The organism is Sphingorhabdus sp. (assembly GCF_044239005.1).
Lineage (GTDB): Bacteria > Pseudomonadota > Alphaproteobacteria > Sphingomonadales > Sphingomonadaceae > Sphingorhabdus_B.
This window is the reverse complement of record NZ_JBIICH010000002.1, coordinates 1-12,514: the sequence shown is the minus strand read 5'-3', so window position 1 is coordinate 12,514 and position 12,514 is coordinate 1. Positions and strand designations below refer to the sequence as shown.

Sequence of the window (12,514 nt, the reverse complement as noted above, 5' to 3'; positions counted from 1 at the left end):
TCAGCGCCCTTCGACAGGCTCAGGGCTACGGCGAGTTTTCGGTTATTTCATCAACACCAGTTCTTCGGACATGCTGGGGTGCAGCGCGACGGTATCGTCGAAATCCTGCTTCGTAAGCCCTGCTTTAACCGCAATTGCGGCCGCTTGAAGTATCTCGCCACTGTCCGGCCCAATCAGATGCAACCCGACCACACGCTCGTTTGCGCCTGCGACCACCATTTTATACAATGCACGCTCGTTGCGATCTGCCAGCACATTTTTCATCGCGCGGAAATCGCTTTTGTAAATTTTGACGTCAGGATGCGCCGCGCGGGCTTCGGTCTCCGTCATACCGACGCTGGCGATTGGCGGATTGCTGAACACCGCAGTCGGTATGCAGTCATAATGCACCGTGCGCGGATTGTTACCAAAAACGCTGTCAGCAAAAGCATGGCCTTCGCGGATCGCAATGGGTGTAAGCTGAACGCGGTTGGTAACATCGCCCACCGCATAAATGCTGGGCACATTGGTCCGATTGTCGTCGCCAACCTGTACCGAACCATCCTTACCAAGCGCGACGCCAACCTCTTCAAGGCCAAGGCCTTTGCTGTGCGGCGTCCGACCAATGGCCCACAGCAGCAAATCGGTTTCAATCGTCTCGCCTTGGTTGGTTTCTATCACCAAGCTGCCATCATCCTGCTTGGCGATGGATTTGAAGCTGCAGTTGAAGCGAATATCGATGCCCTTATGACCGCTAATGTCGACAAGGCGGTCGACAATTTCGTCGTCATAACCGCGTAAAATGCGGTCGCCGTGGGTCACAAGGCTGACCTTGACGCCAAGTTCGTTGAAGATACCCGCGAATTCGTTGGCGATATAACCGCCGCCTGCGATCACCGCCCGCTTGGGCAGTTCGGGTAAGCTGAACACTTCGTTTGACGTGATGCCATGCCCAGCCCCGGCTATTTCCGGAACCGATGGCCAAGCGCCCGTGGCAATGAGGATATAGGCCGCCGAAATTTCGCGCCCGCTTGCCAAGCGCACACTGTTCGGCCCCGTCACAACCGCGCGTTCACGAAACACCTCAACCTTGTTGTTGCCAAGTGTCTGGCCATAAAGGCCCTCGAGACGGTTCACCTCCGCCGCGACATTGTCGCGCAAGATGTTCCAATCGAACGTTGCGCCTGTCGTGTTCCATCCGAAACGCTGCGCGTCGTGCAGATCTTCTGCGAAATGCGATCCGTACACGAGCAGCTTTTTGGGAACGCATCCGCGGATGACGCATGTCCCACCAACGCGATGTTCCTCCGCAACCGCGACGCGCGCGCCATGCGAAGCCGCTATCCGCGACGCCCGAACGCCGCCCGAGCCAGCGCCAATGACAAACAGATCATATTCAAATTCAGCCATGCGATTATTTCCTTATGTCATGGCCATATGGTTGCGTCGCAACGCATTTGCCAATGGCATTTTCTTATCTGTCTTATCGAACAAGCATAAGAGGTCAGTTGTCGCCCAATGCCGCCTCAATCAATGCCGTCGTGGATGGGTCAAATCCAGTGGCGCCATTTTCACCGATGCTTTTTGCGATCTGCTTGCCCAGCTCCACGCCAAATTGGTCAAACGGGTTAATGCCAAGCAGCACCGCATTCACAAAAGTTCGGTGTTCGTAAAACGCAATCAATGCGCCCAAAGCAGATGGCGTCACATCGTCCATCAATATCGTGGTTGATGGCCGGTTGCCGGCATAGTTGCGTGCCAGATCATCTGATTTCTGCCCCGCCATCAACGCCGCGCCTTGGGCAAAACAGTTCACCAACAGTGTTTCATGGTGGGCTGTATCAAAGTCATGTCCGGGTGTTTTGCTGGCAATGAATTCGACGGGGATAAGATGCGTCCCCTGATGCAGCAATTGGAAGACTGCATGTTGCGCGTCGGTACCAACCCCGCCCCATGTGACTGGCGCGCTGTTGCGGCCGAGCGGCACACCTTCGGCTGTCACCGATTTGCCGTTTGATTCCATTTCCAACTGCTGAAGATAATCGGGCAGCAATCGCAGCCGTTCGTCATAGGCAAAAACGGCGCGGGTCTGGCAGTCCTTGATCTGGGCGTAATATAGGTCGCAGAACGCGGCCAATGTCGGCGCATTTTCCAACAGGGGCGCATTGCGGAAATGCCGGTCCATGGCCGCTGCACCTTCAAGCAGTTCTTCATACACGGCCCAGCCAAGCCCGAGTGCCACGGGAAAGCCAATTGAGCACCACAGCGAATAGCGCCCGCCAACCGATTCATTGAACGGCAATATGCGGCTTTCATCGACGCCCCATTCAAGCGCTTTGTCGGGATAGGCCGTAAGCGCCACGAACTGGGCATAAGGATCGGCAACACCGCCGTCGCGCATCCACTCCATCGCGCTGGTTGCGTTCAGCAAGGTTTCCGTCGTGGTGAAGGTCTTGGATGCTACCGCGACGATTGTCTTATGCGGGTCCATGCCTTTCACCGCCTCAGTCAGTGCAGCGCCGTCGATATTCGACACAACCTTGACATCGTACCGCGCGCCATCGCGGCCCAACGCATCGACCAGCAATTTGGGCCCAAGCGCGGATCCGCCGATGCCGATGTGCAAGATATGTTTGATGTCACCCATAAATCCGGCGTCGATCGCTTCGACAAGGCCGCGCATCCGTTCTTGAAGTGCACGTGCATGGGCGACGGCCTGCACATCGCCATTACCGCGCTCCGCTGCATGCTCGGCAGCACGGCCTTCGGTTATATTGATCGCAGCGCCCGAAAATAATGCCGATTTGGCGTCGCCCAAATGCATGTCTTCGGCAAGTTTCGCGAATTGGGACAGCATGGCGTCGTCAAGATGCGTTTTCGACACGTCAAAGCGCAATCCCGACTGCTCTATGGTCATTTTGGCAACGCGGTCGGGGTCTGACGCAAATAGCTCAATCAGCGTTTTTTCTTGCTGTTTTTCAAGCTCAGCCCAGCTGTGAACCGTCATCATATACCCTTTATCAATCGTGCGAATGTCGCCTGTGAATCTCGACGCTGGCAAATAGCGCGTCTACGCGATAAAAGGCCAGCCAATCCGTCATAAGACGACATTAATTTGCGAGATTATGTGACTTCACCCACCGACAAGACGGACGATGCGAACGTGACCGCACATCCGCAACCAGCAGCGCCCCCTTCCGAATGGCGCGAATTTGGCGGCTTCCTTTTGAAGTTAGCCGTTTTCGTGTTCATTCTGCGCAGCTTCATCGTCTCGCCATTCAATATTCCTTCGGAATCGATGCAGCCCCGCTTGCTCATCGGCGATTATCTGTTGGTTGCAAAATGGCCGTACGGCTATTCCAAATATAGCCTGCCCTTCTCTTTGCCCCTCATACCCGGGCGGATATTCGCCAGCGAACCAAAGCGCGGCGATGTTGTGGTGTTCAAGGCACCCATGTCGAACGGCACAGACTATATTAAGCGTGTGATCGGCCTTCCCGGTGACGTCATCCAAATGCGCGATGGCATTTTGGAGATTAATGGCGTGGCGGTCAAAAAAGAACGCATTGCCGATCTTGTCATTCCGGTAACGCAAAATATGCGCGACACCGCGGAAATGGACCGCAACCCCTTCCCGTGCTGGCGCCCCGATATGGAAGAGGCCAGCCCCGATGGTGGCACCCAATGCCGATACCCGCGTTTTCGCGAGACCTTGCCCGAGGGCAAGAGCTACGAAATTCTCGACCTCGCCAACGGATTGGAAGGCGACAACACCGAAGCCTTTGTTGTCGGCGAAAAGGACCTGTTCCTGATGGGCGATAACCGCGACCGCAGCGCCGACAGCCGCTGGACACCGATTGATAAGCCCGGAGCCATCGGCATCGTGCCACAAGAAAATCTCGTCGGGCGCGCTTTGGTGTCGGTGTTTTCGACCGATGGCTCGTCACATTGGCTGCTACCATGGGCTTGGTTTACCGCGGCACGCCCTGACCGCATTGGACAAGGGTTTTGACCAACAGCGATAAAGACAATTGGCTGAAGGCATTAATGCCCAAGCCGCCGTCGGATCTGGCGCTATATCACCGCGCGCTGACGCATGGCAGCACCGGACAGGCGGACTATCAACGGCTTGAGTTTCTGGGTGACCGGATATTGGGTCTGGTCATCGCAGACATGCTGTACCACCGATATGCCGAGGAAGCCGAGGGTCGCTTGTCGCACCGACTGAACGCCTTGGTATCGGGCCTGACATGTGCAGATATCGCCCGACAGGTTGGCGTTCCGGACCAACTGCGGCTTGGCAAACAAGCGCGCGATGACGGCGCGCAACAAAGCGACAATGTGCTTGGTGACGTCATGGAGGCGCTCATTGGTGCTCTTTATTTAGACCACGGCATCGACGCCGCGCGCGTTTTTATCGAGCGCCTATGGGGTCCGTTGATTGAAACGGCCAATGGTGCGCCAAAGCATCCCAAATCCGCGCTTCAGGAATGGTGTGCCGCGCATGGCCGCAAGGTTCCCGAATATGTAATAACGAAAAAAGAAGGCCCTCCCCACGCTATGACATTTGAAATTACCGTCACCGTAAAAGGTTTTGACCCAATCACCGCGACAGCGCACAGCAAACAGGCTGCTGAAACTGCCGCCGCGCTCGCATTTTTGGACATCCACGCATGACCAAAAAATGCGGTCATGTCGCCATTATTGGCGCACCAAATGCGGGCAAATCAACGCTGGTCAATGCTTTGGTCGGTCAAAAGGTCGCGATTGTCAGTCCAAAGGCGCAAACGACGCGCACGCGGATGCTGGGCGTCGCGCTTGCTGGCGAAACGCAGATCATATTGGTCGACACGCCAGGGATTTTTGCGGCGCAACGCCGCCTTGACCGCGCCATGGTTGCCGCAGCATGGGACGGTGCGGGCGATGCGGACATGATTGCATTGATCGTTGATGGCCGCGCCGGTGCCGGTCCAAAGGTCGAAAAGATATTGGAGGGGCTCAAGGACCGTCCTGAACGCAAGTGGCTGGTGCTGAACAAGGTCGATATCGCCGCCAAGGAAAAGCTGCTGTCACTCACGACGAAATTGACCGAAAAATGCGATTTTGAACAAATTTATTATATCAGCGCAGCGACGGGTGATGGCCTTGATGAATTCAAACAGGCGCTGGCCGATGCCATGCCGGAGGGCGAATGGCATTTCCCTGAAGATCAGGTTTCCGACGCCACAGACCGTCTGATCGCGTCTGAAATTACGCGCGAGCAGCTATATCTGCAACTCCATGAAGAGCTGCCTTATGCCAGCGCCGTGGAGACTGAGAAATATAGCGAACGCGAAGATGGTTCTTTGGAAATTCATCAGCAAATCCTTGTCGCCAGACCAACCCAGCGCGCGATCGTGCTGGGCAAAGGCGGCGCACGGATCAAGGCGATTGGCGAAGCGGCCCGCATGGAGTTGGCCAAATTGATGGGCGTGAAGGTCCATCTATATTTGCATGTGAAGGTATACGCCAAGTGGGACGAAGATCGCACCTTGTATCGCGATATCGGGCTCGAATGGGTCGAATAACGAAACTGCCGCCTAAATCCAAATAGTGTCGTTCCCGCGTACGCGGGAACCCATGGCCTGACGGTTCAGTTTAAGGCTTACAGCCAAGGCCATGGATTCCCGATCAAGTCGGGAATGACAAAACTGGAACTACTTCGCTGTTTTTGCCTTGGGCTTGGCCGCTGCCTTTTTCTTAGGTGCAGCCTTTTTCTTCGGAGCCGCTTTTTTCTTGGTCTTCGATGGCATGGCCGCGCGGGCGTCAATCAATTGCGCCGCTTCCTCCAAGGTGAGTTCGTCGGGTGCAATCGACTTGGGTAAAGTCGCGTTGGTCGTGCCGTCGGTCACATAAGGCCCAAAGCGGCCTTCCATCAGCTTGAGCTCAGCCTCGGTACGTGGATGCTTTCCAAGCTCCTTCAACGGAGCACGTGCCGCACCGCGCCCACGGCCGGGATTGGCGGCCGCCTCGGCCAGCTTTGCCACGGCACTGTTCATGCCCGTTTCGAACACTTCGGTCGTCGACTGCAATCGTGCATATTTGCCGTTGTGCGCCAGATATGGGCCATAACGCCCAATGCTTGCGGTTATCGGCTCACCGCTTTCGGGGTGGGTTCCAACCGTGCGCGGCAAGGACAGCAACTTTACCGCCCATTCAAGGCCGATGTCCTCTGCAGGAATATCTTTGGGTATAGACGCGCGCTTGGCCTCTTTGCCCTCACCCATTTCGAAATAGGGGCCAAAACGCCCCGATTTGCGGCTAACCTCCAATTGCGTTTCTGGATGTTGGCCGAGTACTTCAGGCCCCGTGTCTTCGCCATTTTCGCCACCGGGCTGCGCGAATTTCCGTGTGTATTTGCAATCGGGATAATTGGAACACGCAACAAAAGCGCCAAATTTACCGCCACGCAGGGCAAGCCTGCCCGCACCGCATTTCGGGCATAGGCGCGGGTCCGTGCCGTCTTCACGCTCAGGAAACAGATAAGGCGACAGGAAGATATCCAGCTCAGCGGTTACTTCCGAAGGCTTTTGCTCCATGACTTCAGCCGTCTTTGGCTTAAAATCGCGCCAGAAGGATTCCAAAAACGCCTGCCAGTTTGCACGGCCGCCGCTGATTTCATCAAGCTGATCTTCCAGCCCTGCGGTATAATCATAGGCAACATAACGTTCAAAAAACCGTTCGAGAAATGCTGTGAGCAATCGGCCCGATTCCTCTGCAAAAAAACGATTTTTTTCAACGCGAACATATGCCCGGTCTTTCAGAACCTGAATGGTCGACGCATATGTCGATGGACGACCAATACCCAGTTCCTCCAGCCTTTTGACGAGCGTCGCTTCGGAAAAACGGGGTGGTGGCTGTGTAAAGTGCTGCGTCTTCTCAACAGCATGCTTTGCGGGCGCATCGCCGACGGACATCGCTGGCAAAATTGCGCCATCTTCGCTCTCGCTATCATCGAGGCCTTCCTCATACACCGCCAAGAAACCGGGGAATTTCATCACCTGTCCCGTTGCGCGGAGCACAGTCTGTCCGGTGCCATCCACCAGATCAACCGTGGTTCGCTCCATACGTGCAGACGCCATTTGGCTGGCCATCGCGCGTTTGTAGATCAGGTCATATAAACGGCCATGATCGCCCGAACCGGCCCTATCCTTGGAGAAATCGGTGGGGCGAATGGCTTCATGGGCCTCTTGCGCGTTTTTGGCTTTGCTTTGGTAGAGCCGCGGTTTGTCAGGCAAATAGCCGCTGTCAAAGCGGTCAGAGATCGTTTTACGCGCGGCTGAAATAGCGCTGTGGTCCATTTGGACGCCGTCCGTACGCATATAGGTGATCGCACCATCTTCATACAGCCCCTGCGCAATCCGCATGGTGTGGCTGGCCGAAAAACCAAGCTTACGCGCGGCTTCCTGCTGCAACGTTGATGTCGTAAATGGTGGCTGTGGGTTGCGCGTCACCGGCTTTGTTTCAACAGAATCGACGGTGAACTTACCGGCTTCGACCGCGGCGCGTGCCTGCTCTGCCTCGGCCTCGGTTTTCAAATCCATCTTGTCGAGTTTTTTGCCGAGATATTGGGTCAGACGGGCATCGAACTTCTGCCCCTTATGCTCCATCGCCGCCTTTATCGACCAATATTCTTGCGCACGGAACGCTTCGATCTCACGCTCACGTTCAACGATTAAGCGCAGCGCAACCGACTGGACACGGCCAGCAGACTTTGCACCCGGCAGCTTGCGCCAAAGGACGGGCGACAGCGTAAAGCCGACAAGATAATCCAGTGCACGGCGCGCGCGATAGGCATCGATCAAGTCGATATCCAAAGCCCGCGGATGCTTCATGGCGTCGGTGACAGCTTGCTTGGTGATAGCGTTGAACGTCACGCGGCCGACATTTGCGGGCAGCGCCTTTTTCTTGGCGAGCACTTCTTGCACATGCCAGCTAATCGCTTCGCCTTCGCGATCAGGGTCGGTCGCGAGGATCAATCCGTCGGCCTTTTTGGCCTCGTCGGTTATCGCCTTCAGCTGCTTTGCCTTGTCGGCATAATTATCCCACAGCATTTCAAAGCCATTTTCAGGATCAACAGACCCATCCTTGGGCGGCAAATCGCGGATATGTCCGTAGGACGCCAATACCTTAAACCCGGGGCCCAAATATTTCTCGATTGTCTTGGCTTTTGCAGGTGATTCAACGATGACTAATTGCATGATAATATGAGCTTTTCTAAAATCTCTCGCGTACGCGTATAGGCTGATGGGGTTGGAGGGGTGTCGTCAAGACGAAAATTTCATGCGGCGATACGTACTTTTCCGCCTGCCCCGCGCTCCAGTTTTCCGGCCAGTTCCATTTCGAGCAGAACCATCTGCACATTGGCTTGGCTGCTGCCCGATTGGCGCACCAATTCATCCACCGAAACATAGGTCATGCCCATCAGGTCGATGACAGCTTGTCGTTCGCTATCGGTGTCGTCGCCGATGGTTGCCGGCTCAGACGCAACATATCGCGCCGGCGCCGTGTGCATGCGCTGATCCAATGGCCGGACAAGTTCCGCAATCTCTTCGGCATTCTGCACAAGCGTTGCGCCTTCTCGAATAAGCTGGTTGCAGCCCCGTGATCTTGGATCAAGCGGCGACCCCGGAATGGCCATGACTTCACGCCCCGCCTCCGCCGCAAGCCGCGCGGTAATGAGCGATCCGGATTTGGGTGCAGCCTCAACCACCACCGTGCCCGCTGATATCCCTGCAATAATCCGGTTGCGATATGGGAAATGCCGCGCACGTGGTTCGGTCCCCGGCGGTTGTTCGGCGATGAGCAAGCCGCGCTCTGCAATCGCATCCTGAAGCGCCTTGTTCTCCGGCGGGTAAACAACATCAATGCCGCCTGCGATCACGGCAATCGTTCCGCTTTCAATCGAACCTGCATGCGCGGCGGTATCAATACCGCGCGCCAGTCCTGAGACGACCGGGAACTCCATTTGACCAAGGTCATAGGCCAGCTGCCGTGCGAACTGGCATGCACCAGCCGACGCATTGCGCGCACCAACGATGGAAATGGCGATGCGGTTGAGCAGCGCCAAATCACCCTTCACACTCAAGACGGGCGGCGCATTGTCCAAGTGCGACAGCAAAGATGGATATTCGGGATCGCCAATAAAAATATGACGCCCGCCAAATTTCTGAACAAACTGCAACTCGCGGGTGACACTCGCTTCGTCGGCAAGAAGCGACGGACCGCCCCCGCCGCGACGAACAAGGTCGGGCAAAGCCTCCAGCGCAGCCTTTGCATTGCCAAAGCGGCCCATGAGCTGGCGATAACTGACAGGTCCAATATTGGGTGATCGAATGAGCCGAAGCTGATCAAATTGTTCCTGGCTGCCCCCCATTGCCGCGGTCAGCTTTTGCTTTTGCCGATACGCGGTTCGGTGCCGTCCAACAGGTTTTCGATATTGGTCCGATGTTTCCAAAACACGATCAACGTGCATGCGACCAAAAGGGCGACCAAATCATATCGACCGAAATAAGCCGCGGCTATGGGTGCGCATAAAGCGGCCAGCAGGCCGGCAAGTGAAGATATCCGGAAAATCAGAAGCGCGCCGATCCAAGCGATGGCATAGACAACGCCGCCTTGCCAAAATAGGCCGAACATGATGCCGGCATAGGTCGCGACACCCTTACCGCCTTTGAAACCCAGCCACATAGGGTACAAATGCCCGAAGAACGCGCCTGCAGCGGCAAATGCGGCACCACCCGGCAGACAATGCGTTGCGATAAAGACTGCGACGAAACCCTTTAGCAGGTCGAGCAACAAAGTGAGCGCAGCAAGCCCTTTGCGTCCGGTCCGCAACACATTGGTTGCGCCGATATTGCCTGATCCTATGTTCCTTATATCGCCGCCGCCCGATGCCTTAGTCAGCAACAGCCCAAACGGAATTGAACCGAGCAGATATCCAAGCAGAAGACCCGCAATCATGTTGAACCCAATATCATCCACCGGTCGAATCCTCTAAATATCTGTATGACGTAACTGTTTTGTTCCGCCTGCTCAAGGCCACCGACTTGTCAGCCAGCGTGGCGCATTAGCCTCGTGGCGCGTGACCAGCTTTGGCCTGACACCAACACAGAAGGTATAACTGTCCCGCTCTATCGCGTTTTGGTTTGTCGCAAATCAAATCACTCTAAGCGAAAATATCGCATAGAAGCCTCTATTATCCCGCTTGTTGCAAGTCGTTCGCGCTGGATTTTTCTATTTCCGGGGACTAATGGGCGACGATGTGCCGCAGCAGCGGCTTAAACCCGGGGTTAGTATCCGTGAATTACGATGCTGTTTTCGAAAAAGCGATTGACCGCCTTCATGCCGAGGGCCGCTACCGCGTTTTTATCGATATTTTGCGGAACAAGGGGAATTATCCCAACGCGCGCTGCTTCGCCGGACATAACGGCCCCAAGGACATCACCGTATGGTGTTCAAACGACTATCTCTGCATGGGGCAGCATCCCAAAGTCATTACCGCTATGGAAGATGCGCTGCATGACGTAGGCGCTGGCTCTGGCGGGACGCGCAACATTGGCGGCAACACACATTATCATGTCGAACTAGAACATGAACTTGCCGATTTGCATGGCAAGGATGGCGCATTGCTGTTCACGTCGGGCTATGTTTCCAACGATGCGACACTGTCGACCTTGGCTAAGGTATTGCCCGGATGCATCATCTATTCGGACGAATTAAACCACGCTTCCATGATTGCGGGTATTCGCAATGCGGGCTGTGAAAAGCGCGTTTGGCGGCACAATGATCTGGCGCATTTGGAAGAGCTGCTCGCGGCCGATGATCCAGAGGCACCGAAGCTGATCGCCTTTGAAAGCGTGTATTCGATGGACGGCGACGTTGCGCCCATCGCCGCCGTTTGTGATTTGGCCGATAAGTATAATGCGCTTACCTATTGCGACGAAGTGCATGCCGTTGGCATGTACGGCGCACGTGGTGGCGGCATTAGCGAACGGGACGAAGTCGCGGACCGCGTAACGATTATTGAAGGCACGCTGGGTAAAGCATTTGGCGTGATGGGCGGTTATATTGCCGCTGATCAAAAGATCATTGACGTCATTCGGTCCTACGCACCTGGATTTATCTTTACGACATCGCTCTCGCCTGTGCTTGTGGCGGGCGTATTGGCATCGGTTCGTCACCTTAAGGTGTCTAGCGAAGAGCGCACCGCGCAGCACGCAAATGCCGCCATGCTAAAGACGTTATTTGCGGATGCGGGGTTACCCGTGATGGTCAGCAATACGCATATCGTGCCGTTGATGGTCGGTGATCCGGTGAAGGCCAAGAAAATCAGTGACATATTGCTCGCGGAATATGGCGTATATGTTCAACCGATCAACTATCCCACTGTACCACGCGGTACGGAGCGGTTGCGCTTTACGCCGGGTCCGCAGCATACCGAGGCTATGATGCGCAATTTAACGAGCGCATTGATTGAAATTTGGGGCCGGATGGATATCCGCGCGGCTCAGGCTGCTTGAGCCAAAAGCTGCACGAAGGTTTCCCGGTCTACATTCCCGCCCGATAACGTAACCGCGGTTACCGGCTTTAATTCTATCTTTCCGGCAAGAACGGCCGCGAGCGCAACTGCGCCGCCCGGTTCGACCACGAGGTGGAGTTTCTCAAACACCATTCGCATGGCTGCAGCCACTTCAGCGGTGGTAACCGACACACCCTGTGATACTCGATTGCGAAGGACGTCAAAGTTTATTGGGTAGGTTTGCGGTGTCTGTAACGCATCACAATAAGTTGGGTGCAAAAGGTCTTTAACAGGCAAAATCTCGCCTGCTTCAAGCGAACGGATGATATCGTCCCAGCCTTCAGGCTCGACGATGGCGATGTCCGCGTCGGGACAGGCAAGCGCAAGGCCGGACGCAAGACCGCCGCCACCGCAACAGGAAACAATCAAATCTGGCCCTGTGATGCCAAGGCTTTGCAACTGTTCGGCGATCTCAATGCCGGCGGTGCCCTGCCCTTCGATAACCCACGGATCACCAAAGGCATGCACGAGGGTCGCGTTGCTTTGTGCAATCAACGCGGCAGCGACTTCCTCACGCGATTCCGTTGCGCGGTCATATAATACCACTTTCGCTCCAAGCGCCTTTGTCGCCTCAAGCTTCATACGCGGCGCATTGGAAGGCATGACGATGGTTGCATCTATGCCAAGCTTTTTCGCGGCCCAAGCGACGCCTTGCGCATGGTTGCCGCTCGATACGCCAACGACGCCGCGCGCACGCTCGTCTTCGTTCAAATCGGAGAGCCGGTGCCACGCGCCGCGAATCTTGAACGCGCCGATTGGTTGCAGCATTTCGGCCTTGCACCAAATCGTGACGCCATCCACCTCAAGCGGCAGCAAGGGCGTTTTTGGCAGAATAGCGGCTATCTTGGCCATCGCCCGCTGCACCCCTTCGTGCGTGGGCGTCGTGATGGCTACAGCCAATTCTTGTCCTGTCAT

The 12,514-nt window shown here is 55.7% G+C and carries 10 protein-coding genes; 4 read left to right on the top strand and 6 right to left on the bottom strand.

Going from position 1 to position 12,514, the window contains the following annotated elements; translation table 11 throughout:
* Positions 1 to 42: 42 nt before the first annotated feature.
* Complete coding sequence (gene gorA, locus ACILQA_RS00265) at positions 43 to 1,389, bottom strand: glutathione-disulfide reductase (RefSeq protein WP_395627872.1); 1,347 nt, start codon at positions 1,387 to 1,389, stop codon at positions 43 to 45.
* A 94-nt stretch (positions 1,390 to 1,483) separates the two neighbouring features.
* Positions 1,484 to 2,986: a glucose-6-phosphate isomerase gene (gene pgi, locus ACILQA_RS00260; RefSeq protein WP_395627899.1), complete on the bottom strand. Its 1,503-nt coding sequence runs from the start codon at positions 2,984 to 2,986 to the stop codon at positions 1,484 to 1,486.
* 156 nt (positions 2,987 to 3,142) lie between these two features.
* Here pgi and lepB point away from each other — a divergent pair, with 156 nt between their 5' ends.
* The 3 genes from lepB to era are packed head-to-tail and all read left to right on the top strand — an operon-like array spanning position 3,143 to position 5,546.
* Entirely contained in the window at positions 3,143 to 3,991 is an 849-nt protein-coding gene (gene lepB / locus ACILQA_RS00255; RefSeq protein WP_395627898.1) for a signal peptidase I, read from the top strand.
* Positions 3,988 to 4,656, top strand: a complete 669-nt coding sequence (rnc, locus tag ACILQA_RS00250; RefSeq protein ID WP_395627871.1) for a ribonuclease III — start codon at positions 3,988 to 3,990, stop codon at positions 4,654 to 4,656. Before lepB ends, rnc begins: the two co-directional genes overlap by 4 nt.
* Positions 4,653 to 5,546, top strand: coding sequence for a GTPase Era (gene era / locus ACILQA_RS00245; RefSeq protein ID WP_395627870.1), 894 nt, complete (start codon positions 4,653 to 4,655; stop codon positions 5,544 to 5,546). The genes rnc and era overlap by 4 nt, the downstream gene beginning before the upstream one ends.
* Before the next feature lie 129 nt (positions 5,547 to 5,675).
* On the opposite strand, the gene topA is transcribed toward era, so the two are convergent.
* The 3 genes from topA to plsY all read right to left on the bottom strand — a co-directional run bounded on the left by topA (position 5,676) and on the right by plsY (position 9,981).
* Positions 5,676 to 8,219 (bottom strand): type I DNA topoisomerase, encoded by a 2,544-nt coding sequence (gene topA / locus ACILQA_RS00240; protein WP_395627869.1) that lies wholly within the window; start codon positions 8,217 to 8,219, stop codon positions 5,676 to 5,678.
* A gap of 80 nt (positions 8,220 to 8,299) precedes the next feature.
* Positions 8,300 to 9,394, bottom strand: a complete 1,095-nt coding sequence (gene dprA, locus ACILQA_RS00235) for a DNA-processing protein DprA (RefSeq protein ID WP_395627868.1) — start codon at positions 9,392 to 9,394, stop codon at positions 8,300 to 8,302.
* Between the two features lie 8 nt (positions 9,395 to 9,402).
* Entirely contained in the window at positions 9,403 to 9,981 is a 579-nt protein-coding gene (gene plsY / locus ACILQA_RS00230; protein WP_395627897.1) for a glycerol-3-phosphate 1-O-acyltransferase PlsY, read from the bottom strand.
* A 299-nt stretch (positions 9,982 to 10,280) separates the two neighbouring features.
* On the opposite strand from plsY, the gene hemA reads away from it, so the two are divergent.
* Complete coding sequence (gene hemA / locus ACILQA_RS00225) at positions 10,281 to 11,540, top strand: 5-aminolevulinate synthase (protein WP_395627867.1); 1,260 nt, start codon at positions 10,281 to 10,283, stop codon at positions 11,538 to 11,540.
* Here hemA and ACILQA_RS00220 read toward each other — a convergent pair.
* On the bottom strand, positions 11,528 to 12,514 hold the full coding sequence (locus ACILQA_RS00220; protein ID WP_395627866.1) for a threonine/serine dehydratase: 987 nt from the start codon (positions 12,512 to 12,514) through the stop codon (positions 11,528 to 11,530). The two genes, hemA and ACILQA_RS00220, sit on opposite strands and share 13 nt — an antisense overlap.